The organism is Providencia sp. PROV129 (genome assembly GCF_028482245.1).
Taxonomy (GTDB): domain Bacteria; phylum Pseudomonadota; class Gammaproteobacteria; order Enterobacterales; family Enterobacteriaceae; genus Providencia; species Providencia vermicola.
The window spans coordinates 221,995-247,326 of the sequence record NZ_JAMPQD010000015.1; the positions used below are offsets into that span (position 1 = coordinate 221,995).

Annotated in this window: 25 protein-coding genes; 16 read left to right on the forward strand and 9 right to left on the reverse strand. The window is 41.8% G+C overall.

Annotated features, from left to right (window positions below; all coding sequences use genetic code 11):
- Window positions 1-9: 9 nt before the first annotated feature.
- From PSF27_RS11800 to PSF27_RS11810, 3 genes are read right to left on the reverse strand one after another with little or no spacing between them, the layout of a single operon-like run.
- On the reverse strand, window positions 10-960 hold the full coding sequence (locus tag PSF27_RS11800) for a respiratory chain complex I subunit 1 family protein (RefSeq protein WP_272681507.1): 951 nt from the start codon (window positions 958-960) through the stop codon (window positions 10-12).
- 11 nt (window positions 961-971) lie between these two features.
- Window positions 972-2,987 (reverse strand): hydrogenase 4 subunit B, encoded by a 2,016-nt coding sequence (gene hyfB, locus PSF27_RS11805; RefSeq protein WP_272681508.1) that lies wholly within the window; start codon window positions 2,985-2,987, stop codon window positions 972-974.
- A 1-nt stretch (window position 2,988) separates the two neighbouring features.
- The gene (locus PSF27_RS11810; RefSeq protein WP_272681509.1) at window positions 2,989-3,606 is read right to left on the reverse strand and encodes a 4Fe-4S dicluster domain-containing protein; all 618 of its coding nucleotides are present in this window, start codon (window positions 3,604-3,606) and stop codon (window positions 2,989-2,991) included.
- 719 nt (window positions 3,607-4,325) lie between these two features.
- Here PSF27_RS11810 and PSF27_RS11815 point away from each other — a divergent pair.
- Both PSF27_RS11815 and PSF27_RS11820 read left to right on the forward strand, forming a co-directional pair.
- A complete protein-coding gene (locus PSF27_RS11815; RefSeq protein ID WP_272681510.1) occupies window positions 4,326-5,732 on the forward strand; it encodes a cytochrome c peroxidase in 1,407 nt (468 codons plus the stop codon).
- 202 nt (window positions 5,733-5,934) lie between these two features.
- Complete coding sequence (locus PSF27_RS11820) at window positions 5,935-7,176, forward strand: DUF1835 domain-containing protein (RefSeq protein WP_272681511.1); 1,242 nt, start codon at window positions 5,935-5,937, stop codon at window positions 7,174-7,176.
- 46 nt (window positions 7,177-7,222) lie between these two features.
- Here the strand turns inward: PSF27_RS11820 and dmsD are convergent, their stop codons facing one another.
- The 4 genes from dmsD to PSF27_RS11840 form a co-directional block, all read right to left on the reverse strand.
- On the reverse strand, window positions 7,223-7,861 hold the full coding sequence (gene dmsD / locus PSF27_RS11825; RefSeq protein ID WP_272539374.1) for a Tat proofreading chaperone DmsD: 639 nt from the start codon (window positions 7,859-7,861) through the stop codon (window positions 7,223-7,225).
- 63 nt (window positions 7,862-7,924) lie between these two features.
- A complete protein-coding gene (locus PSF27_RS11830) occupies window positions 7,925-8,776 on the reverse strand; it encodes a DmsC/YnfH family molybdoenzyme membrane anchor subunit (protein WP_272681512.1) in 852 nt (283 codons plus the stop codon).
- Window position 8,777: 1 nt separating this feature from the next.
- The gene (locus PSF27_RS11835; protein WP_206083314.1) at window positions 8,778-9,395 is read right to left on the reverse strand and encodes a DMSO/selenate family reductase complex B subunit; all 618 of its coding nucleotides are present in this window, start codon (window positions 9,393-9,395) and stop codon (window positions 8,778-8,780) included.
- Between the two features lie 14 nt (window positions 9,396-9,409).
- Entirely contained in the window at window positions 9,410-11,845 is a 2,436-nt protein-coding gene (locus tag PSF27_RS11840; protein WP_272539375.1) for a DMSO/selenate family reductase complex A subunit, read from the reverse strand.
- A 268-nt stretch (window positions 11,846-12,113) separates the two neighbouring features.
- On the opposite strand from PSF27_RS11840, the gene PSF27_RS11845 reads away from it, so the two are divergent.
- The 14 genes from PSF27_RS11845 (at window position 12,114) to PSF27_RS11910 (ending at window position 22,596) form a co-directional block, all read left to right on the forward strand.
- Window positions 12,114-12,272 carry a hypothetical protein gene (locus PSF27_RS11845; RefSeq protein ID WP_206083312.1) on the forward strand — a complete coding sequence of 53 codons (159 nt, stop codon included), beginning with the start codon at window positions 12,114-12,116 and terminating at the stop codon, window positions 12,270-12,272.
- A gap of 243 nt (window positions 12,273-12,515) precedes the next feature.
- A complete protein-coding gene (locus PSF27_RS11850; RefSeq protein ID WP_272539376.1) occupies window positions 12,516-13,064 on the forward strand; it encodes a tyrosine-type DNA invertase in 549 nt (182 codons plus the stop codon).
- A gap of 408 nt (window positions 13,065-13,472) precedes the next feature.
- The gene (locus PSF27_RS11855) at window positions 13,473-13,787 is read left to right on the forward strand and encodes a helix-turn-helix domain-containing protein (protein ID WP_206083310.1); all 315 of its coding nucleotides are present in this window, start codon (window positions 13,473-13,475) and stop codon (window positions 13,785-13,787) included.
- A 10-nt stretch (window positions 13,788-13,797) separates the two neighbouring features.
- Window positions 13,798-14,028 carry a helix-turn-helix domain-containing protein gene (locus PSF27_RS11860; protein WP_272681513.1) on the forward strand — a complete coding sequence of 77 codons (231 nt, stop codon included), beginning with the start codon at window positions 13,798-13,800 and terminating at the stop codon, window positions 14,026-14,028.
- A 179-nt stretch (window positions 14,029-14,207) separates the two neighbouring features.
- Complete coding sequence (locus PSF27_RS11865; RefSeq protein ID WP_272681514.1) at window positions 14,208-14,744, forward strand: fimbrial protein; 537 nt, start codon at window positions 14,208-14,210, stop codon at window positions 14,742-14,744.
- Window positions 14,745-14,812: 68 nt separating this feature from the next.
- On the forward strand, window positions 14,813-15,349 hold the full coding sequence (locus PSF27_RS11870; RefSeq protein WP_272681515.1) for a fimbrial protein: 537 nt from the start codon (window positions 14,813-14,815) through the stop codon (window positions 15,347-15,349).
- 92 nt (window positions 15,350-15,441) lie between these two features.
- Window positions 15,442-18,111, forward strand: coding sequence for an outer membrane usher protein (locus PSF27_RS11875; protein ID WP_272681516.1), 2,670 nt, complete (start codon window positions 15,442-15,444; stop codon window positions 18,109-18,111).
- Between the two features lie 56 nt (window positions 18,112-18,167).
- Window positions 18,168-18,956, forward strand: coding sequence for a fimbria/pilus periplasmic chaperone (locus PSF27_RS11880; RefSeq protein WP_272681530.1), 789 nt, complete (start codon window positions 18,168-18,170; stop codon window positions 18,954-18,956).
- A gap of 39 nt (window positions 18,957-18,995) precedes the next feature.
- Window positions 18,996-19,604, forward strand: coding sequence for a fimbrial protein (locus tag PSF27_RS11885; protein ID WP_272681517.1), 609 nt, complete (start codon window positions 18,996-18,998; stop codon window positions 19,602-19,604).
- Window positions 19,605-19,614: 10 nt separating this feature from the next.
- Entirely contained in the window at window positions 19,615-20,151 is a 537-nt protein-coding gene (locus tag PSF27_RS11890; RefSeq protein ID WP_272681518.1) for a fimbrial protein, read from the forward strand.
- A 10-nt stretch (window positions 20,152-20,161) separates the two neighbouring features.
- Window positions 20,162-20,659 carry a fimbrial protein gene (locus PSF27_RS11895; protein WP_272681519.1) on the forward strand — a complete coding sequence of 166 codons (498 nt, stop codon included), beginning with the start codon at window positions 20,162-20,164 and terminating at the stop codon, window positions 20,657-20,659.
- A 2-nt stretch (window positions 20,660-20,661) separates the two neighbouring features.
- Complete coding sequence (locus PSF27_RS11900) at window positions 20,662-21,174, forward strand: fimbrial protein (RefSeq protein WP_272681531.1); 513 nt, start codon at window positions 20,662-20,664, stop codon at window positions 21,172-21,174.
- Window positions 21,175-21,192: 18 nt separating this feature from the next.
- A complete protein-coding gene (locus PSF27_RS11905; protein ID WP_272681520.1) occupies window positions 21,193-21,723 on the forward strand; it encodes a fimbrial protein in 531 nt (176 codons plus the stop codon).
- A gap of 6 nt (window positions 21,724-21,729) precedes the next feature.
- On the forward strand, window positions 21,730-22,596 hold the full coding sequence (locus tag PSF27_RS11910) for an MrpH family fimbial adhesin (RefSeq protein ID WP_272681521.1): 867 nt from the start codon (window positions 21,730-21,732) through the stop codon (window positions 22,594-22,596).
- A gap of 551 nt (window positions 22,597-23,147) precedes the next feature.
- On the opposite strand, the gene PSF27_RS11915 is transcribed toward PSF27_RS11910, so the two are convergent.
- Window positions 23,148-24,239, reverse strand: a complete 1,092-nt coding sequence (locus PSF27_RS11915; RefSeq protein ID WP_272681522.1) for an HpaII family restriction endonuclease — start codon at window positions 24,237-24,239, stop codon at window positions 23,148-23,150.
- Window positions 24,236-25,234 (reverse strand): DNA cytosine methyltransferase, encoded by a 999-nt coding sequence (locus tag PSF27_RS11920; protein ID WP_272681523.1) that lies wholly within the window; start codon window positions 25,232-25,234, stop codon window positions 24,236-24,238. The genes PSF27_RS11915 and PSF27_RS11920 overlap by 4 nt, the downstream gene beginning before the upstream one ends.
- Window positions 25,235-25,332: the final 98 nt, after the last annotated feature.

Consider the following 25,332-nt stretch of genomic DNA (forward strand, 5'->3'; position numbering starts at 1 on the left):
TGTCGCTCCTTATAGGCCAGTGAGGTAAAAAACGAATCCGAGTGCCGCAACACCGAATCCTAGCCAAGTCACATGGTGTGTCAGTAAGAAACGCCCACGCGCCAAACTGTTTTCCACCAGCGACGCCAGCACAAAAATCACCAGTAATTTCACCAGCAACAGCACTAACGCAATCAACAAGCTTCCCACTGTCAACACACTGGCATTACCAAATGGGAAGAAGATGGATAAAAACAGCACCGCCACAATCACCTGTTTGAGGCCAATGCCCCATTTCACTAACGCTAAACCTGAACCTGAATACTCCGTTAATGGCCCTTCTTGTAGCTCTTGCTCTGCTTCTGCCACGTCAAACGGGATTTTCCCCATTTCAATAAAGGTGGCAAAACCACACGCTAACAGTGCTAAAAAAGTGGCGGTGGGCGAAATCCAGCCTTCGCTCATCACTGAACTAATGGTGCCGATATTGGTTGAGCCGGCAATCAGCGCCACCACCAAGAGGCCAAGGAATAGAATTGGTTCGACTAACACCCCAAGGGTAAGCTCACGGCTTGCGCCAATTCCTGCAAATGGACTGCCAGTATCCAAACCTGAGAGTGAAAAGAAAAAGCGGAAAAACGCAAAAATGTACAGCACGATGATTAAGTCGCCCGCACCACTAAACAACGAGTTCAGGGTGAAAACGGGCAAAGCCATCGCTAACAGCAGCATACTGCCAAGCAGCACATACGGCATGACGCGAAATATCACCCCTGAGTCACGTGGCGCAACAGATTGGCGTTTTAGCAGTTTGGTAATATCGCGGTAATCCTGCCAAATACCAGGGCCTTGGCGCGAGTGCATTTTGGCGCGAATTTGCCGTGAAATACCCGTGAATAGCGGGGTTAGCAGCAGCAAAATAACAGCTTGAATTACGGCAAAGAAGCCCATCATCAATGTCGGTGTTTCTTGAATTGTCATGATTTCTCCCCTTACGCCGCGATCACGACGAGCAGCACCACCAACGCAGCAACGACATACAGGCAATACAGTCTGAAGTCCCCACCTTGTAAGCACTGCATGCGCTTCGCAATTCGATTGATACAACGGACGAATGGGTAAATAATTTTTTCATCCCAGAAAGGCTCGACTTGCCCCGCCCCTGCTTTCGTCACTTCTAAGGTTTGTGCTAACCGTGCTGATGGGTCGAGTTGTTCACGCATGCGATATAGTGGCGCAAACATAGAACGCAGCGGTTGAGTGAAGCCCCCCGCAGATACAGACATGTCTTTTTCCCATGCATAACCACATGCCCACGCATCGCCTTTGCGGCGAAAGCCCATTTGCTTGCCTTTGAATACCAAGTAAATAATGAACGGAATAAGCGGTAAGGCGAGCAACAAAACGAAGGTCATCGCTGGGGAGATCATCGCTTGTGCCGCGCTATCAGGCATTAACATCGCTCCTTGGGCGACGGTAATATCCGTTGCGCTAGTTAATGACATCGCCACATTTGCCAATACTGGAGCAATCACGCTGGCACCCACGCCTAAGATCACGCAGATAACCGCTAAAATCAGCATCGCCGCGGTCATTGTCCAAGGCACTTCCCGTGCTTTAGTGGCTTGTTCGCTGCGCGCGCCGCCACAAAAACTGACACCGTACACTTTCACAAAACACATCGCCGCCAACGCCCCTGTGATGGCTAACATTACAATGGCGATAGGGCCACTGATACGCATGATGAATGTGCCTTCATGGCTCATTGAGAAAAGGGATTGATAGGTGTACCACTCACTAACAAAACCGTTTAAGGGTGGCAACGCTGAAATCGCCATACAGCCGATTAAAAAGGCCGTTGCCGTTAGTGGCATGAGTTTCGCTAACCCGCCCATTTTCTCCATATCACGGGTATGAATGCGGTAAATCACCGCCCCAGCCCCAAGAAATAACAGCCCTTTAAATACCGCGTGGTTGAGCAAGTGGTAAACCGCACCGAGCAGGCCAATGGTCGCCAGTACTGGCATATTATTTGCCATACCGACCATGCCAACACCAACCCCCATCAAGATGATCCCGATATTTTCAACGGTATGCCAAGCGAGTAAGCGCTTAATATCGTGCTCTGCCAGTGCGTACATGACTCCAAGGACAGAAGACACAGCACCGAAGGCCAACACCACAATACCCCACCAGCCTTGGGTTGCACCTAATAGGTCGATACCCACTTTGATGATCCCAAAGATACCGATTTTCACCATCACCCCTGACATCAAAGCGGAGGCGTGTGACGGTGCTGCGGGGTGAGCTTGCGGTAACCAACTGTGTAATGGGAGCATCCCTGCCTTGGCGCCAAAGCCAAAAAATCCCAATAAAAACACGACGGATGCCATGGTTGGCGAAAGGGTGAGTTGGCGGAAGGAATCGAAATCTAAGCTGCCACTTTGTCGCCACATTAAGAAGAACGCTATCATGATCAGAATCGACCCTGCGTGGGCGATAAAGAAATACAGCAGGCCAGCACGAATCGATTTATCGTCTTGGTCAGCAATGACGAGAAACCAAGATGCGAGTGACATCATCTCAAATAAGATAATGAAATAAAACGCATTATCCATCACCACCAAGGCCACCATCGAGGCGATAAACAGATTGAGGAAGAAGCCCATGCTCCACGCCCCACGTCCGCAATATTCTTGAACATAGTTCAATGAATACAGGGCACTAACGGTAACCAGCAACGAAATCACCATCACCATAAAGGCGGCTAAGCCATCCATCCGCACCACAAAATGGGCAAACGGGAATGGCCCTTGCGCCATATACGTCAGAACCTCACCGTTCATTAAGACAGGGATGGCGCTGCATAGTCCCAATAATCCACCAATGATTGCCGAAATCCCCGCCACATAAATAGCGATTTTTTCTTGGCGCTTAAACAGCAGTGAAGCAAACCCACCGACGGTATATAAGGCATTTGACCACAAAAGTAATTGAAGCGCTGTCATGTTAAAGGTTCTCCTGCCGTGAGACAAAAATGTCGAACTCAGGCGGCATCGCATCGACAGACGCATTGCGGCGTTTCGCACTTTCGTGTTCCAATTGGTTTTCCTCAACCAGATGGAGGGCATCGGTTGGGCAAACCTTCACACATGCAGGGCCATCTTCGCTAAAGTCACATAAATCGCATTTCACGGCGATATTGCGAATACCCGCATTCCACGCTAAGAATGGGTTCATGGTCGGCAAACTGTCTGGCACATCGAGCAGCATTTCTTTTGGCACATATTGCTCAAAGAAATCAGGCATATCGACAGGTTTACTGCCTGATGGCGTAATCGCCCCAAACGGACACACTAAACCACAGAGCTTACACCCGATGCACAGGCTCTCATTCAATACGATCACGTCATTTTCATGTGTAATCGCATTCACTGGGCACACCCGCGCACACGGTGCATCGTCACACTGACGGCACAGCATCGGGGCGGTTAGCTCTCCTACTTTCACCACACTCAGTCTCGGATGTGATTGTAATCCCTGTGCTTTATGTGTTTCTGAGCATGCAGCCATACAGGTATTACATCCGATACAGAGTTGCGGGTCGGCAATCACAAAGCGATTCATTCGCCTTACCCTCCAATCAAATTGGTCGAATTATTCATATTGATGGAGTTGTATTAGCATATTTCATGCCATGATTATTTTTGTTATTTATCAATTAATTAAATAAAAAACATTAAAAGTTCGACACTAATGACGATGAAGTTAGGGGGGTAAATAGCCATTATCGACACACATCTGCAATCTCAAGGATTTTCGAAGGAAATGAATTTTAGAAGAGAATTTACTGACTGAGTCATTTTTAACGATTTTTCGGTAATAAGATAAAAATAATTCACTATTTTTACATCATTATTTTTAGTTCACGCTTTATTTATTTCTTTATTTGATTCATTTTAAATATGCATTTAATTTGCAATAAACATAAAACCTGACTTAAATTATATTGAGATTGGTTAAATTTACTTAATTTATTTGAATTAACAGCAAAGTCATCATTAATGACCAGTCAGCAATAAATGATAATTTCAAATAAAAATAAAATCACGAAAATAAATATAATTCAATAAAATCAGCAAACTACAACAAACAAAAGACGATAAAAATATATTTTATTCTTATTGATAGGTAAATCTTATTTCAGCAATCGATTAAACCAATGGTTATCATTGATAAAAATCAAGAACCATTGCGCTTTATTTATCCATCATAGTCCAGCTATAGAATTATATTAACTAAAAATATTTAATTATATTTGACCGCAATCTTCCAAGGATAGTGTAATGAAAAAACTTACTCGCATTACGGTCGCTGTCATATTTTTGCTTTTACTCGGTTATTTTGGGTTATCGGGATATGTGTGGTACCACGATGATCAACGAAGACAAAATAATGACATTCAGACATCTAAAATTGCAGAAAATAATCAAGTCCTCCAATTCTTTGCCGAAAAAGGATGCGATTACTGTCACACGCCGTCAACTGACTTACCTGCTTATGCCTCATTTCCAATCGCTAAACAACTGATGGAATACGATATCCAGCTGGGTTATAAATCCTTTAACCTTGAAGCCGCTCGCGCTGCGTTAATTGCGGGAGAACCCGTTCCTCAGAGTGAATTGAATAAAATTGAGTGGGTGATGCAGAATCACACCATGCCACCAACACGCTATGTCGCACTGCACTGGGCAAGTAGCGTGAGTGATGAAGAACGCACCAAGTTACTCAGTTGGATTGCGAAGCAACGTGCTGAGCATTATGCCACTGAAGACACTGCTGCGGAGCACCGCAATGAACCAATCCAACCTATTCCAAAATCGATGGAAGTGGATGATAAAAAAGTCGCATTAGGCTTTCGCCTTTACCATGACGCTCGCTTATCGGGAGACAGCACCATTTCTTGTGCTCACTGCCATGCGCTAAACGCAGGTGGAGTTGATGGTCGTAAAACTTCTATCGGTGTTGGCGGGGCGGTAGGTCCAATCAACGCACCAACCGTATTTAACTCCGTGTTTAACGTTGAGCAATTCTGGGATGGTCGTGCCCCTGACTTACAAGCACAAGCCGGTGGTCCGCCATTAAACCCAATTGAAATGGCGTCCAAATCATGGGATGAAATCATTGTAAAACTGGATAAAGACCCGGTATTAAAACAGGATTTCAATGCGGTTTACCCTGAAGGATTCACAGGAAACAACATCACTGATGCCATCGCGGAATTCGAAAAAACCTTAATCACCCCTGATTCACCGTTTGATAATTGGTTACGTGGCGATAGCACTGCACTGACGGCGCAACAGTTGCATGGTTACCAATTATTTAAAGAGAATAAATGTGCAACTTGCCACGGCGGCATGATCCTCGGTGGTCGTTCTTTCGAACCGTTAGGCTTGAAGAAAGACTATGAATTCGGTGAAGTCACTGCACAAGATATTGGCCGTATGAATGTCACCTCTGAAGAGCGCGACAAACTGCGCCAGAAAGTGCCAACTCTGCGCAATGTTGAGTTAACCGCACCATATTTCCACCGTGGTGACGTAGCAACCTTAGATGAGGCAGTGAAACTGATGCTGCGTTATCAAGTCGGTAAAGAGCTACCACAAAAAGATGTCGACGATATTGTTGCCTTCCTGAAGAGCCTAACGGGTGTTTACACACCGTATGTCCCACAAAGCGAAGCACAACAATGATTGATTGAATAATCGTTGCATAGCACCGTTGGCTTAGGCTACGGTGCTATTTTATTTGCCTCTCCCCGCTATTTTTACTATATTTCGAGCTATGCATCTGCCATGCATCCATCCGCGGAAAGAGCCCTGCTCAGGCTAACTCACTTATTCATTTATCTTACGGCCCTACCTGAATGCGGATATCGGTAATCAAGGAGCTCGTATGCCAAAATTTCCTGTTAATAACGGGTTAATCAACCTAAATTTTTTTCGTAAAAAAGCCAAAAAGCTACTGCAACAAATGAAAGCGGGGCAAGCTTCAGAGCAACGTTTATTGCTTGAGCAAACCCATCCTCACGCTGATATCACTTTAGCATCTGCACAATGGTTGATTGCCAATGAACTTGGCTTTTCAAGTTGGCCAAAGCTAAAAGCCCATGTCGATACGGTTTTATTTGCCGCAAATAACCCAAACTTTAGCGCCGATAATGAAAGCCAAACAACGCATTGGCGCTGCGGTCATGATATTGAACATAAACTGCGGGTGGCGGGTTTTACTGGAGCTTTTGTCCCATTTACTGACCCCTTTTGCCTTGGTCCCGTCCCTTCTCTGCCTTTTGATCAGTATCGTTCGTTGCGAACTCATACACTTAGCCAATATTTTTCTATCCCACTTAAGAAAATTACCCAGCAATTTGATCAAGAATACCATGCTCTATCTCAGCTAGCGGAGAGCGAAAAGGTCATTTTCTGGTGTGAAGCAGACCCATATGATCAACTGTTTTTAATTCGTGTTCTGGCAAACCTCAACCCGACTTATCCTTCACTTGAACTGATTGATATAGCTAGCATTCCTGGCATAAAACGCTTTGTCGGCTTCGGCCAGCTTTCGCCTGAGATTTTACCTTGGCTATGGGCACAACGAAGAACTATCGGACGGACAGAAATTGAGATTGCCAAGCACGTCTGGGCAGCATTTACCGATGAGAACCCAACAAATTTTGCCAAAGCCGCTCGGCAGCATTACCCCACTCTACCACTGCTTGCGCCTGCATTATTCAGGATGTTGCAAGAGTATCCCAATAACCAAACAGGGCTGTCCCTCACAGAATCCCTAGCACTGCATTATCTCCGTGATAACCCTGGTGCGACCCTTGAGGATACGTTTAAAACCCTTATTGAGCACCTGGAACCTTTGCCATTTTTAGGGGATTTGATGTTTTATTGCCTACTCAAACCTTGTTTAATCGGTGCCACACCACTATTAACATCAAACGACCAACAACGACCTTTTGAAAAACAACCTTTATTCCTTAGTGATATAGGCGAAAACGTACTTAATGGTCACGCCTATGCACTCAATTACATTGAAGAAACACGATGGGTTGGCGGAGTGAGTTTTTCAGGAAAAAAATCACATTGGACGATAGATAACAGGCAAGAATTGGTTTGGCGGTTGGTTTAACGGTCCAAAAGAAAGAAAGCCAAAAATTTGGCTTTCTTTTCAAGCATTACTCAGGTGCATTCCCTTTGTAATACACCGTTTTTTGCATAACGGGTAAAGATAATTGCTTTTGAATTCCCGCTAGAGTTTCTTGCGTTAGCATGGCGAGCCCACGGTAAAAATTGCTATTGGCTTGCGTGGCGAAAACATCAAGAAAATGTGCTGACCAAGGTAACAAGTGCCACGCTAGCAATTCCTCAAGGTCATTTCGCCTATCTTGTTCCGCCAGCCAGGCGGCTAACATCAAAATCAAACCAATGTGGTCTTCAGGCTCTTTTTGCGTTGTGGCAGGTTCAATACCTTTTGAACGCATCCATTGGCGCAGCTCAACGGTAGAATCCCCAAAAATAATATTTTCTTTATCTAACCACACAGAGCCCCAAGGTGGTGCAGGTAAGGCATAGGGGCCGATAAATAACCGCTGCCACGCTTCATCAAGTGGCTCATTTTGTTTTGTTGAATCTGCAAATAATGCGTTAATTTCATTGAGTGATGCCAACGAAAATGGCCACTCTTCATGCCATGTTGGCTCTCGCAAAATCGCGATGAGCTCCGCGTTATTTTCACTGTCTGGAGCAAAATAAAATAAAGAACCCAAAACCCGCCCCGTTACAGCAACGTGTTCAAGAAATTGCGCATCATGCATATTGATTGTCTCTGCGTTTTCAACGTAGGGAAACTGGCTCCCTACGTTGAGATGTTTTACCGATTAGGCGACTGCCATTCCTACTGTCATATGTAGACCATAGAACAGCCCGCGTCCAATTAATTCGCCGAACAACACCAACAATGTGCCGATGAACAAACTGATAACGGATGGCTGGTTTTGCTTCATTAGCGGTAAAATCCATAACATCAAACCAAAGCTTGTTGCCACTAAACGCACCATTTGCAGCGAACCAAAATCAGGAACTAAAGCACTCGCACGTTGTACCGATGATGCTATCAGTGCGATTTCACCACTTTGCACCAGCACAGAGGCAATCGTAATCACATACGCCACAATACTGATCAGTGCGAGCCGCCCACTGTGGCACGGAAATTTAGCAATACGTAATAACAACGTACCTAAAATCGGCCCAACGACAAAGGCAGTCATAAAGAAGCCAATCGTGGTATGTGGCGTGTTCCATGTCGATACTGTGCTTATCATATAGACACGAGTCATCGCCCAGACGAATAACAGTCCCATCGCCATGGTGAGAAGCAACCAAATTTTACCGAGCCCTTCAGGCATTTTCTTCAGCACAGCCAGCAGCCACCATAAGCCCCCCAGTGCAAAAAAGAGGGAGCCAAACAGCACTTCATTACTCAGTGATGATGAAAAAACACGGTTCATTGAGTTAAATGCACGTAACGGCGACCCCATATGCATCATGGACGCCAAGAAACCTAACCCCATCAGCACCCACAAAGCCAGCATTGCATTCACAATACGCTGTTTTTGCTGTTTATCATCTGTCGATAACCACGCAAGACCAGTCACAATCACTGCCCCCGCAATACTTTGTCCTAATACTGTAAACAGGATCAGCGGCCATTCATGTAATCCGTTGCCCATCTTATACCTCCCTTGGGTTAGCTAAGTGACCCGTGGTGTCGTTCACAGGGCGGCTATTCGCATTCGGCTTAATAACAATATTTGGCTTGGTGTAATGCGCTTCAGGCAATGGCGCGATCTCCGCCAAGGTGCCATACGTTTTGCGCAGCTCCTCGATTGGGCCAAAATCCAATGCACGCAACGGGCAAGATTCAGCACAAATCGGTTTTTTCCCTTCGGCCACACGTTCATAACAGCCATCACATTTTGTCATATGCCCTTTTTCAGCATTAAACTGTGGTGCACCATATGGACAAGCCATATGGCAGTAACGGCAACCGATACAGACACTTTCATCCACCACCACAAAGCCGTCTTCACGCTTGTGCATCGCCCCGCTTGGGCACACTTTGACGCACGCAGGGTCTTCACAGTGATTACACGAAATTGACAGGTAATAACTGAAAACATTTTGGTGCCAGACGCCGTTATCTTCTTGCCAGTCACCGCCTGTATATTCATAAATACGCCGAAAATTCACTTCGGGAGATAAATTTTTGTAGTCTTTGCACGCTAATTCGCACGTTTTACACCCCGTACAACGGGCTGAATCAATATAAAAACCATATTGTGTTGTCATAATTTATCTCCTCCCTATACCCGAGCCACTTCAACAAGATTGCTGTGCTGCGGGTTGCCTTTTGCCAGCGGCGACGGGCGCTGCGTGGTCAGGACATTAAGGCTTCCCCCGTGGTCTATCTTGTTTTCATCTGGCGCATACCATGCCCCTTCCCCCATTGCCACAACACCTGGAATAATTCGTGGCGTCACTTTCGCATTGATATGCACTTCACCACGGTCATTGAATATACGTACCATATCGCCATTTTTAATATTACGGCGCGCAGCATCAATTGGGTTGATCCACATTTCCTGTAGGCAAGCGGCTTTAATCACATCTACGTTGCCATATGTAGAGTGAACACGGGATTTATAATGGAAGCCACTCAGCTGCAGTGGGTATTGCTTAGTCAGTTTATCCTCATGGCTTTCAAAGCCAGGGGAATACATCGGGATAGCCGAAATAAGATCCCCTTCTTCAAGAGTCCATGTTTTAGCGATATCGGCTAGACGGTCGGAGTAGATCTCAATTTTGCCTGATGGGGTATTTAATGGGTTCGCAATCGGGTCTTCGCGGAACGCTTTATGTGCCACCACGTGCCCCTGCGGGTTCATTTTTTTGTAGATCCCTTGCTGCTGGAAGGTCTCAAAATCTGGTAACTCAGGCAGTTTTTCCCTTGAAATTTCATATAAATGGCGCAGCCATTCTTCTTGAGTGCGCCCTTCAGTGAACTTTTCTTCAACCCCCATACGGCGTGCGATTTGCGTACACATCTCATACACAGTTTTACTTTCAAAACGTGGCTCAATGGCTTGGCTGGCAAAAATCACATAGCCCATATTACTTGCAGCACCATCGAGACAGAAATCCATTTGCTCAGAAGCCGTGCAATCGGGCAGAAGGATATCCGCGTATTTTGCCGATGCGGTCATGTGGTTATCAATGACCACGATCATTTCACATTTTTTATCATCCTGAAGAATGTCGTGAGTCTTATTAATATCAGAATGCTGATTAATCAAGCTGTTACTAGCGTAGTTCCAAATAAATTTAATCGGTACGTCCAGCTTATCTTTACCACGCACACCATCGTGAGTTGCGGTCATTTCAGGGCCACGTTCAATAGCATCCGTCCATAAGAACACCGAAATACTGGTTTTAACTGGGTTCTCAAGGGTTGGCATTCGCTCAAAGGGGATATCGTAATTTCCTTCACGCGCCCCTGTATTACCTCCGCTGATCCCCACGTTCCCCGTTAAAATCGGCAACATAGCAATCGCGCGTGCGGTTTGTTCCCCGTTAGAATGGCGTTGTGGCCCCCAGCCTTGGCTAATATAAGCAGGTTTCGCACTACCGATTTCTCGTGCTAATTTGATGATTTTATCGGCTGGAATACCCGTAATTTTTGCTGCCCACTGAGGTGTTTTTTCAATGCCGTCATCCCCTTGCCCTAAAATATACGCTTTATAATGGCTATTTTTAGGCGCATTCGCGGGGAGTGTTTTTTCATCATATCCAACACAATATTTGTCTAAAAATGGCTGATCAACCAAATCTTCAGTGATCAACACATAGGCAAGCCCTGCCACTAATGCGGCATCAGTACCTGGACGAATAGGGATCCACTCATCTTCACGCCCTGCGGCAGTGTCAGTATAACGAGGGTCGATAACAATCATCCGTGCGTTAGAACGTTCACGGGCTTGCTCTAATTGATAAGTGATCCCCCCACCGCTCATCCGTGTTTCCGCAGGGTTATTTCCGAACAACACCACCAATTTTGAATTTTCGATATCGGACACGCTATTACCCGCACCACTGCCATAAGTATATGGCATTGCACAACTAATTTGTGCTGTGCTGTATGTTCCGTAATGGTTTAAATAACCACCCGTGCAGTTCATTAAACGCGCAATTGGCGAGTTTGCTGGCGGCCATGAACGCGCAACTGTCCCCCCTAAAGTACCTGTACCGTAGTTTAAATAGACCGCTTCATTACCGTAATCTTTAATAATGCGCTTGAGGTTACCACTAATTAGGTCGTAAGCTTCTTCCCAAGTGATTTGCTTGAATTTTCCCTCCCCTCTCGCGCCCACACGCAACATTGGGTATTTTAAACGATCAGGGTTATACACGCGGCGGCGCATAGAGCGACCACGCAGGCAGGCTTTCACTTGGTGTTTATCGCCATACACGTCATCACCCGTGTTATCGGTTTCAACGTATTTAATTTCCCCCTCCACCACATGCATACGCAGCGGGCAACGGCTTCCGCAGTTAACGGTACACGCACTCCAGACAATTTTTTCTTCAGGGGTTGGCGTCGCTTCATTGGCATTGGCAACATTGCTAAAAGGTAAACTTAATGCACCGCTAGCAAGCGCGAGCCCGCCCACCGTACTGGTTTGCACTAGTTTTCGACGGCTGATCTCCGATTGGAGTAATCCATCAGATAATGCTTTATCCATATCTGCCTCACTTAACATTGCTTCTTAATGTTATAAATAATTTTTTTTTGAAATTTATTTTTGGTATTTTTCACTTCTCTGATTTCAATAGTTATTTTATAGCGGGCATATAGATGGGTATTGTGCGCGATCAATAATGTATGACAAAAGTAAGGAGGGTGACCTTGATTCAGAAATTAACATTAAATAATTTTATTTCAATAAGTTACATAGAAGCCGTATTTTAAAATGATTGTGCCTCTAGTAACCGACTGAGCTAATAGGAGTAATGAAGAAAAAATGGGAATCGACCAAGAAAATAGCGATGTTCAAAACCCCTTTATGTGAAGGCGACAAAGCAGCAGCCGAGCTGCTAGGCTTTAATGAACCTGCTGAAAATCTAGCCTATGGCCTTATTGATTTAGGTATATTAGTTTTAGGTAATTAAAGCTAGCTTCAAAGCCAGATGAATACGGTAATCCAAATAAACGTTCATTCAAAAAATATGTGAAAAATGATTTTACAAATATTAAATTTAGTTAATTAGACTTTAATTTCTGAATGAGTGGATAATAAATAACTTTTTATTTCACTGGTGGAATGAAATCATTATATTTATCTAAAAAATGAATGTGTTAGGCTGAATAATTTAGATATGATTGGCTTTTTCTGACTAAAATGGGAAATATTCATGTCCACTCGTAAATATTTAACTCACCAAGAAATATCTCGTCTTTTAGCTGCTTGTCGTTTATCTCGCCATCCCGAACGTAATTCTTGCTTAATTTATATGTGCTTTATACATGGATTAAGAGCAAGCGAAGCTCTATCGCTAAAGTTATCTGATCTTAACTTAGAAAGTAAAGAGCTATATGTTCATCGTTTAAAGAATGGTTTTTCAGTAAATCATCCATTGATTGATGAAGAGATCCCGCTGATTAAAGCTTGGCTAAAAATTAGAAATACATGGAAAGGGAAAGAAAGTCAGTGGTTATTTTTATCTGAAAGAGGGACTGCCATGACTCGCCAGCGCTTTTATCAACTTTTTTCACGGCTCGGCGAGCTAGCTAAGCTGACCCTTGGTATTCATCCTCATATGTTACGGCATGCATGCGGTTATGCATTAGCGGATAAAGGCGCCGATACACGTTTAATTCAGGATTATTTGGGACACACGAATATACAACATACAGTGCGATATACAGCAAGTAACCCAGCAAGATTTCGGGGGGTATGGTAAGAGAAAACCACTAGAAGAGTTGTCAAAATGCACCAAATTGACAAACGTAACGAATTAGGTGCATCTTAAGTTAAATGAAAATACTCGTCAAATACGTAGCGTGTAAATAACGCTATGTATATATTACTAAAATCAAGTACACCTCATTATAAAAAATCATTGAATTCATTAATTTTTTCATTTATTCAAACTCTTCGTAACACTCCAAGCTTACACGTTGTAATGTTTTGAAATGATTTTTTTGAATTATTTAACCGATAATTCATTAAATAAAAAATTAAATATAAAATAATAATCAATATTGAAAATATTACTCTAGCAAAGCATTACTGTTGTCAATTTGGTGCATTTTGACAATAGTTAAACAACCGTTAATAGGTAACTTATTTATTTCACGGAGAGAATTTTATGCCATCTAACTTATCTCCTAAGGAAATTGTTGGGAGCAATATACTTAGAGCCCGTAGAGCAAAAGGCTTAAGTGGTTCTGATCTAGCTGATTTACTTTTATGCTCACAACAACATGTGTCACGTATTGAGCGTGGAGTTATTCGGCTGCATTTAGAACAAATTCAGCAAATTGCTAGTTCGCTTGATGTCGATATCAATTATTTATTAGATGGCGTTGGATTTCAAAATAGCTCAATAAATTATATCCATAATATGGAGTGTTATTTTAAATCTGAAGGGTTATTTTCCCTATCTAGTCAATGTCTGAAATAGGTTTGACATTATGTTAATAATCACAAAAACACAAAAATTTAATATTATTGTCGGAAGGAAAATAAAAAAATATAGAAAGGAAATGAAATTAACCGCCGAGGAGTTAGGGCAATATATTGGCGTAAGCCAGCAACAAATTTCTCGTTATGAATCAGGCACAAACCATATAAACATTGATTTTCTAGCTCAGTTTTCAGAGTTATTTAAGGTGCCAATTCAAGTTTTTTTAACAGACGACTAAATATATTTTTTGATTTTAATTTTTAATTAATAACTCAATTTTATTTATTAGGATTTGATTTTTTTGAATCAAGTCCTCGGGCTTTGCTTTTTCCAGTTCATTGCAAATAGAGTGTCTGCAATGAGCAATGAAAATTGACACTCATACTTTATTTAACAAAAACATAGGACTTTATATTCATGAAAATGAAATCTATTGCAATGGCAACTTTTATGGCTCTGGGATTAGCTTCTGCAGCAAATGCAGCAGATCAAGGCCACGGTAAAGTAACGTTTAAAGGCGCTATTATCGATGCTCCATGCTCAATCTCTCCTAAATCAAGCGACCAAACTGTTGAATTAGGCCAAATTTCTAATATGGCATTAGTTGATGGTGGTAAATCAACGCCACGTCCATTTGAAATTACTTTAGAAAACTGTGATATCACGAAACTGACTAAAGGCGTTCAATTAACCTTTAGTGGTGCTGCTGCATCTTTCGACAATACAAATAAAACATTAGGTATTGTTGGTACTGGTGCTGGTGCGGGGGTTCAGATCACTAATGGTAGCGGTAATGTGGTGACTTTAGGAACAGCGGCACCATTCCAACAAATTCAAAATGGTAATAACACCTTGAATTTCGCAGCTTACTTAAAAGGTAATGGTGGCGATATCAGTACGATCACTGCTGGTGACTTTAGCTCAGTAGCGGATTTCACTCTGTCTTACGAGTAATTCATCCTGAGCCAACAAAATTCATTTGTTGGCTCATTTCGACTGAATTGAGTGTAAGAGAGGAAGCAATGAATAATTCGATAACCTTTGGAATGTTTTCATTGATCTTAAGTTTAAGCCTGTTAACTGCGGCATCGACTGCAAAGGCTCAAGGCTCAGTGAATATGAATGGAAGCATTATTGAAACAGCATGTGCTATTGATGTCGGCAGCCGTGATCAAACTATTGATATGGGAAGTATTGCACTGACTCAAATTCGCCGTGATGGGCAAGGACCTGCTCGCCCTTTTGTTATCCGATTAGTGAATTGTGTTCTTGAACGCCAAAGTCCTGATAAGCCGAATTGGCAATACTTTCGTATAACATTTGATGGCTCCCATGATAGAGGGTTATTTGGTGTTAACGGACAAGCTCAAGGTGTTGGATTACAAATTCAACGTGAGGGGGATGGTGAAATTGCCATACCAGGCCAAGGAATGTCCGTGAATTCACTGACGGCAGGAACAAAAGATCTCACCTATCGGCTGCGATTGGTGGCGAATAATCGCCCATTAGCATCAGGTCAATACTACAGTCAATTACGTTTCAAACTGGATTATGAATAGTCGGTTCCTCTTATCAATGAAGATCGCCTTTAACAGGTGAGCTTCACGAGCGAAATGACATTACGGATAAAAGAACGCAAAAGAAGGTCGAGATGATGACCCTGAATTTCATTCACACGCCTGTGTTACGGATAACTCGGCCTTGCAGATTAGGGCTTTTAGTCGCATTGGCAATTAGCTTTGGTGGTCACGCATCCGATATTAAATTTAATATGGAAATGCTAGACGTCAATGATCGTAGCAACATTGATTTAAGCCAATTTTCACGCCCTGGCTACCTCATGCCTGGCGAATACAGTTTTACAGTTTTCTTAAATAAGCAAAGTATGCCTGAAGAAACTGTCTTTTATTATGCACCTGAAGATAAATCGGATGAAAGCCTACCTTGTCTGAGCCCCACTTTAGTTGAAAAATTTGGTATCAAGCCTGAGTTGATGTCGACATTAAAGTGGTGGCACGATGGGCAGTGTTTATCACTTGAAAGTTTACCAGGAACTGAGGTTAAAGCTGATCTTGCGACATCCGCTATGTACATTAGTTTGCCGCAAGCCTACCTCGAATATACCGCTGAGAATTGGGATCCCCCTGCTCGCTGGGAAGAAGGCTTACCTGGTGCACTATTTGATTACAACCTCAATGCCCAAGTCGGCCAACAAACTCGTTCAGGACAACAAACCAACTACAGTACCAGCGGTAATGGTGTTGCTGGTGTTAACTTGGGCGCTTGGCGTGTTCGTGCAGACTGGCAAATGCGCATTGATAAGCAACAAGGGCAAAGTACAACTACGTCCTTAGATTGGACTCGTTATTATGTCTACCGAGCAATCAAATCATTAGGCGCAAAACTCACCTTAGGCGAAGATTATCTAACCTCTGATATTTTTGATAGTTTCAGATTTACAGGGCTTAGCTTGGTTACAGATACCAATATGCTACCGCCTAATCTGCGTGGATATGCTCCAGAAATTACTGGGGTAGCAAAAAGTAATGCGACAGTTATTGTGAGCCAGCAAGGACGAATTATCTATCAAACTCAAGTCGCTGCGGGCCCATTTCGCATCCAAGACTTGAATGATGCATTAGCTGGGCAAATCGATGTTGAAGTTAAAGAACAAGACGGTTCAACACAGAATTTCACTGTAAATACTGCAAGTGTTCCCTATTTAACGCGCCCGGGACAACTGCGTTACAAATTAGCCACTGGGCGCCCAACAAATTGGCGTCATCATGTTAGTGGCGATACTTTTGCAAGTGGCGAATTCTCTTGGGGGGTTAACAACGGCTGGTCACTGTATGGTGGTGGAATTGGTGCGAAAAACTATGCATCCGCAGCTATAGGGATTGGCCGTGACTTAATGGTATTCGGTGCATTGTCATTCGATATAACCCATGCTCGAGCACATTTAACCAACTTAAGTGATGCTGGAGATAAAACGTATCGTGGTAGCTCATACCGTTTAAGTTACTCAAAGCGTTTTGACACTTATAACAGCCAAGTGACATTTGCAGGGTATCGATTCTCTGAGCAAGGTTTTATGAGTATGTCTGAGTATTTGGATGCGCAGGAAACAGGTGCTCGCCAATACAACAGCAAAGAAATGTATACCATTTCTTATAACCAACAATTTTCAGAGTTAGGGCTCAGTGCATTTATCAACTATTACCATCAAACCTATTGGGATCAGCCTGATAATGACCGCTATAGCATTTCATTAGCACGTTATTTTGATATTGGTAAATGGAAAAATCTCAGTCTCAATTTGACGGCATATCGAAATCGTTACCGTGAAAGTAATGATGATGGTGTATACGCGTCGCTAACTGTGCCTTGGGGAGAAAAAAGCTCTGTTAGCTACAACAGTAGCTGGGATAAAAATGATAACTCACAGCGTGTGAATTACTACAGCACTATCGATGAAAGAAATAATTACCAACTAAGTACGGGGTGGGCACGTTCAGGTGCACTCGTGAGTGGCTATTACACCCATCAAGGAGATTTAGCACAGCTCAATGCGAATGCAACTTACCAGCAAGACCGTTATCGGTCAGCGGGATTCTCTTTACAAGGTGGTTTCACAGCAACGGAAAAAGGCGCCGTACTACATCGTAGCAGCCAAATTGGCGGTACTCGCATATTTGTTGATACCGATGGTGTACCTAATATCCCGTTACGTGGTTATGGCTCTATTGTACGTACTAACCGCTTTGGACAAGCAGTTATTAGTGATGTGAATAGTTACTACCGTAATCAAGTTAGTGTTGATTTGAATGCATTACCAGATGAAGCACAAGTCTCCCAATCAATAAAGCAAGGTACGTTAACCGAAGGGGCGATTGGCTACCGCCAATTTGATGTTGTCGCTGGAAGCAGTGCAATGGCGTTGTTAAGGCTGTCGGACAATAGCACACCGCCTTTCGGAGCAATTATCTTAAACGGTCGTGGCCAGCAGGTCGGTATGGTGGGTGATGATGGAAATGCATATCTCACGGGTTTAAACGCAAAAGATACCTTGCAAGTCCGTTGGGATGACCAAGTGCAGTGTGAAATAACACTCCCTGATACCTTGCCAGAAGATGAATATTTACAGGCAAGCTGGTTATTACCGTGCCACAACCCAGGAACAAAAGCAGCATCGCCAGCAACCATAAAGACGCAATCAGCCAGCCGTGCATTAGAATCAATGCCGAAAGCAGCAGAACTTGTTGTGCCTGTTGTTGAAAAAACAGTTCCAAAGGAATCAAGTCGTTGGTTACAAAAATAATAAAAATGATGGTATGCAAAAACGGTGAGTTTTTCTTAACCCTAGAAGATAACAATATGATGAATAACATGATGAAAAATAAAATGATGAATAAAAAAAATGTCCATAGAGCAGCATTTGCATTGGTTGGCGTTGTATTAACTTCAGCAACGCTATCTTCTGCTCAAGCGGCGGTTGCATTAGACAGAACTCGAGCGATTATCACGGGAGATGAGAAATCGATCAGTTTAAATATCAGCAATGAAAACAAACAATTACCTTATCTCGCTCAAGGTTGGGTGGAAAACGAGAAAGGTGAAAAAATAAGCGACCCATTTACGGTATTACCACCAGTACAGCGTGTTGAACCTGGCGCAAAAAGCCAAATCAAAATCCAAGCACTGCCAAGTGCGGCTTCACTGCCACAAGACAGAGAATCGGTGTATTACTTTAATTTGCGTGAGATTCCACCAAAAAGTGATAAACCCAATACGCTGCAATTGGCATTACAGACACGTATTAAATTGTTTTACCGACCAAAATCAATTATTCCAACACGTGAACAAATGGATAACCCATGGCAGGAAAAAGTGACTCTTACGCGCCAAGGTAACCAATATACGATTAATAATCCAACCGCATATTACGTTTCTTTTGTCGACGCTGTCCCCAACAAAAATGGACAAACGGTCACCGGTTTTGAGCCTGTGATGGTAGCACCCAAAAGCAGCAAAACACTAAACGTCAGTGCCGATGCATTAGGTAATAAACCCGTGCTGACCTATATCAATGATTACGGTGGTCGCCCAACACTGTCGTTTACATGTCAGGGAAATAGCTGCCATGTGGTACCTGAAAAAAAATAGACTGATTTGAAATGCGCGATGAGATAGCAGGAGAATATCATGGCAAACACAAGCAGGATGCTCCGTTATGTGGGCTTAGGAAGTTTGGCGCTGAATTTATTCAGTAACATGGCGATGGGAACCGCCCTAAATAAAGTTGATAACTGGGATGTAGATGGTTCACATGGCACGCTATATGTCCATGGAGCCTTGACGGAAAGTGCATGTCGTTTAGCAATGTCATCAGCATACCAAACGGTTAATTTGGGGACAGTGGGAACAGGGCAGCTTCAGCATGTCGGGCAAACAGGTAACCCAGTTGCGATTGAACTGCGTTTAGAAGATTGCCTAAGTGGTGAAAGCCGCAGCCGCACTGCACAGGGGAATTTGTTGTGGAGCCAGCAGATGCCAGCGATGAAAATTCGCTTTTTAGCTCCTATCGATATTCAAGACCCGCGCTTGGCAGAGGTTATTGGTGTTCAAGGAATTGGCCTGCAATTAAGTGATGCCTCGCGTTCACCAATTAACTTAGGTGAGTACAGTACACCACAGTTGGTTTCACCTGGGCAAAACCAATTAACTTACTATGTGACGCCAGTGCGTACCTCCGCCCAACTAAATGCAGGGGCTTATCAGGCGTTAATTAGATTCCAGGTAAGTTATGAATAGGGGCATGAAGATGAGAGAAGCTTATTTTCTTACGATATGCTTTAAAGCGCTTGCCCTCTCAGGGGTAATACTCTTTGGTGCTCTGATTTCACTCAGCTTTTCTTACAAAGCTATCGCTGCAAACCTAAGCACTAATATTCAAATTCGTGTGACAGTATACGGTGAGCCAGAATGCACCCTTGGCGGTGCAACAACGACTTCTGTAGATTTTGGCGATATACATCAGGCAAAGATTGACGGCACTTATGGGCGATCACCCATCAATTATAATTTGGTATGTAATGGCTTATATAAAAATACATTAAAGATGACGCTGAAATGGACTGATAGGCAAATTAATGGTGCGTCATCCGTGACGACCAATCTCCCGAACTTAGGTATTGCCATTTACCGTGATGGAACCCGGCTCAGTAATGGCGCGACACTCAATTTTAATTATGGGAGTTCACCTTCTTTATATGCCGTCCCCGTTAAACCTACAGGGGTAAACTTAACATCAGGTGGCGATTTTACGGGCAATCTGACGATGGTATTGGATTACCAATAGGATGATATCAATGAAATTATTCCGTTATCTTCTCTCGGTCTGCATGATGCTTAGCCTGTTTAGCCAAAGCCAAGCATCAACACTTGGTATCCAACTAAAAGGTCGGTTATTGGTAACACCGCCCGAGTGCATTTTGAATAACAACCAACAAGAAACCATACATTTTGGCGATATATTGCTCCCACGTATCGATGGAGTTCAATACAAGCGTACTGTACCGATGAGGCTCAGCTGCACAAACATAGTGAAAAACGCTATAAAGCTTACGCTTGTCGGTGATGGAACATCATTTAATAGCAATGGCGCATTGAAAACGAGTAACCCGAAACTCGGGCTTTCTTTTTATGTGAATAATGCTAAGCAAGTTATTAACCAGCCTTTCAATGTGTTATATACAGCGCTGCCAACCTTGGAGGTTGCGCCGGTAAAAAACAGTAACGCCGATTTTACGAATACCGATGGCGGATTTTTTACAGCGCTGGCAACACTGAAAATAGAGTATCAGTGAGAATGATTATGTGGAATAACAAGCAAATTAAGCATTGGATGGCAGGGTTTATAATGGTGATGTCCATATCTTCAGCGCAGGCGAATTGGGCATTTGATGGCACGTTAATTATTCCTCCTGTTTGCCAATTAAGCCATGACGACCCGATAAAAGTTTCATTCGGTAAAGTGGGCGTACGAAAAATCAATGGTACCGCCTTCAAGCAACCTATTCCTTTTCAATTAAATTGTGTTGGCGATATGACACAACCGTGGGATATCAGCTTGATATTCGGAGGAACACCTGCAGGGAATGGTTTTGATAATGCGACATTAAGAACGGTGACACCGTTGAATAATGGCAAACTAGGAATTCAAATTCAGAAGAATGGGCAACCCCAAGCATTGAATGAAGCTTTTTTGATTAATGCAGCTTCTCTGCCATCCCTTTCAGCGGTTCCTGTTATGCGTTCGGGAAGCGAACTCGTTGGGGATAATTTTACTGCATCAGGCACATTAACCATTATTTTTGAATAGGAGGCAGCTGTCATCACTATGAATATTAAACGTAATATGAGCTTTGCCTTTGGCTTATGGTTTTTGGGTACCACCATGGCCTTTTCTGCAAATGTGGAATTTGATGGCACGTTGATTGAGGATGCTTGTGATGTTTATCCCGGCGACGAGTCTATTGAATTAGATTTCGGCACAATAGTTGATAAATACCTGTATCTGAATACTCAAACAAATAGCCAACCTTTTACCATTCGATTAATTAATTGTGATTTAGCATTAGGCCATGAAGTAAAAGTCACATTTATTGGCGCAGAAAGTTCGGCTTTGCCTGGTTTACTAGCGCTAGATGCAGGAAGTCAAGCATCCGGAGTGGCAGTTGGTATTGAAAGTATTTCTGGCGCAGCTATCAAAATTAACAGTGGTAGTTATACCCAAGGGCTGTATGCAGGAAATAATAATGACCTTAGATTTCAAGCGTATGTAAGGGCTGAGCCAGTTGCATTGCAAAATAAATCAATTGTGCTCGGTTCATGGGCTGCGAGTGCCACGTTCAAATTAGATTATGAGTAAACCATTATGTATGCGAAAAAAGCAAAAATATACGGAATGTTAAATACAAGCCGTTTGAGTATTTTATTATTAATCATCGCGTTAGCATCTCTATTCCCATCTCGCCCAGCCAATGCGATCGCGTATGTAATGCCTGTAAGTATGACCTCTGGAGCTTGGCCTCGTGTTGAGATGGATATTCTTTCTTGGTCTGAAGCAAGTGGTATAACTAACCCTTGCTATGGGTCAACAGAATGCTGGATAGGCCCAGATGTTCTGTATGCATCTGGCGCACCATCGTTGAGTGGTTCTTGCTTAGATTATGGTAACTGCATTCGAATTAACCAATATCGAACAGCGCAAGAAGTCGCTGAGGCTTTTCGATCTGCAAAAGGGATCCCTTATCGTGCATCATTTGTTATTGATAGCCCAAATGCAACTTGTATAGGATTATTCTATGTTAACCATAGACCAACTGCGGGTGTTAGGAATGCAATCCAATGGCCTGGTAGTGTCTGTGGTAAAATTCCACCGACAAATCAAACATGCAGTATTTCTTTACCTTCCTTTGTTGATCACGGGGCAATTAGTAACACAAGCTTAAATGGTAAGAGAAACTCAGTTTCTGGTAATATCGCCTGTACACAGGCTACAAATATCAATTTATTTGCTCGTTCAACAACGGGTGAGCGTTATGTATATTTAAATTCGACGCCTAACTTTTATTCAGACCCATTAATTAATAATCAAAGTGGTTGGAATGGTGCCAATATGAATATTTCTGGAAATAATGCATCGAATCCATTTACATTCACGTCTGAATTACATTCATCAGGAACGGTAACCCCTGGATATTACACTGGCAATGCCGTAGTCATCATTGCATTTAATTAGTTAATAAGAAACTTAAAACCCAACCATTCACCAACTTGATATTTGAGCAGCGTATTTTAACTAATATACGCTGTTTTTATCAATATTAATAAGTTTTAGTCATCTTCATTCCTGCTAAGTTTTCATATAATTAAACGTGTATTTAGTAGCTTGGGCTTTAAAAATAGCATCACGTAACTACATGACTTCTTTAAATAAATTACTATCATAGCACTCTATTTATTTTTCTATTATATCAAAGTCACAGACAGTCACTCTTATTTACTGTAGTTAGATAGGTGATTAAAAATAATATTTAAGTAAAAAAAAGGATAAATATACTAATAGGATATTTTACGAGTAAATAATAAAGCAACTTGTGATGGACATATTTTAGCGAGAAAAAACAGAATATAATATGCATGATGTTTTAGGTATTTTTGAAGGCTATCTATAACTTTAGTTAAATAATTAAAAGATAAATTTAAGACTATTTTCCATAAAAATATTTTTTATATTTTTCAGACATATTTTTATGGCGTCATTAGTGAAAATTATTTATTATAATCACATTATTTCAAAAACCTTATTTGCAAATTTAAATTAAAATAAACATCACCTAATTCATCTTCATAAAGTTCACCAAAAGAGTGCTTACTTGTACTCGCAGTGTCTAATTTGGTATTAAAAAATAAGTAATCTTCAAATTCATTTTTATTATATAGATGATAACACAATATATCCCCATCATTCTTAACAACTAAATACCCACCTGTAGCATCATATTTACCGCTCCATACTTTCGTCGGCATTAGACCTACCGCAATATCTGTAAGTAATCGCTTTATTTTATAAGTATAAAAAAGGTGTTTTTGTTTATTATCAAAATTCATAGGATTTGATAATTCTATTTGTTCAACTAAATCTTTAACTTTTGAAATACTTGAAGTGAAATAGCTCAGAAGAATGTGCCCTATTATTTGGGGTAGCAAACTATCAATTAGCACTAAATTATTTGAAAATGTATCGCTAACGACTTTGTTGAATGTTAATTCACCACCTAATTCAGTAATTTTAGCAATTCTATTTAGAATTTTTTTTGGATTTTGTATATTATTAATTTTTTTTATATCGGAAGAAGCGAGTCCATCGACTTTGAATCTAAAGTTAGTTGCTTTACTTGAATTTAATAATGTAGAAGCAGAACCAATCTGAGATTTAATACTGAACCCAAGCATTGGCTGCTGATTCGTTCTCTCATCATGAATAACAATAATTATATCTGTTTTCTCTCTAGAGGAAGCTTTCAAAGACTTACAGTATATCGCCGCCATAAAAGCTTCAATTTCAGGAATAGAAAAAGTTGTATTTTTTTGTTTTTTGTTCTCAATGATCTTTTCAAGTGTTTCTTTTGCCTTTTGAGCAAACTCAGAAATAGGTAATCTTAGCAGTTCCCTACCATCATGGGTAATAAACACAACATTTCTATTTATCGAGTACTCAAATTTACCCGCAGACTCTTCCCTTAGTATTTTAATGACTGGGTAAACCACTCCTTCTAATTTTTCTAACGACTCGTTACCTGCAAAAAGTTTTTCATCCCCTAATATCTTTAAAAACGCATATACCTCACTCCACTCACCAATATTTCCTGTTATACTCATTTGACACCTAATAATGTTAAAATTTCTTTAGCAATCGCTTGGACAACGGGAACTGCAACTGAATTACCAAATTGTTTATATGCTTGAGCATCTGATACAACAATTTCATACTCATCAGGAAAACCTTGTAACCTTGCCCATTCTCTTGGCGTCATTTTTCGTATTCCTTTACGGTTAACTTCACCTTTTATTTTAGTTACAGGCGTAAAATTAGACAATTTATGATCTATAACTAAATTACGTTCACGCCCCATTCCACCACAAACAACGGCATTTGCAATACCCTCGCTATCTAAAATTTGATATCCAAAACCGTTGCCTTTATCTTCATGTCGTTTTTTATGGTTCTCTAATGTGGATAAATATTGTGTTGAAAGGTAATATTTTACGGATACCTCTTCTTTTTCTAAAATATCATTCACGCAAGTGGTAATATTAGTAGGCTTAGGATACTTAAATGTATCAATATTCAAATCCTTTCTAAAACCAACAATAAATATTCTTTCTCTGTTTTGAGGAACACCAAAATCTTTAGCATTTATAATTTGAGGCTCAGGAATAAAGTAATTTAAATCTTCCCTTAACACATTGAGGATCGTTGCGAGTGTTCTGCCTTTATCGTGATTTGTTAAACCTTTAACATTTTCAAGTAAGAAGACTTTAGGGTTGTGTTTTTTAATAATTTCAGCAACATCAAAGAAAAGTGTTCCTCTGGTATCTTCAAATCCCCCTCGCTTTCCTGCAATGGAAAATGCTTGGCAAGGAAAACCAGCACATAAAAAATCAAACACCTGAGGTATGGCGTTTTTTGTTTCGGGCAAAGTAATATCACCAAATGGTAATTCACCAAAATTAGCCTTATAGGTTTTCTTTGAATACTCATCCCATTCACTAGAGAATACACATTCCCCACCTAAGTTTTGCAACGCAAGTCTAAATCCACCGATGCCTGCGAACAAATCAATAAAAGTGAACTTTGAGTTATTTTTTATCATTAACAACACCATCTAAAAAGCCATCTGTCATTATCATTAATAAACCCTACTATCATTTACAACACCCAATAACTGTATATAAAACCAGTATAGGCCTA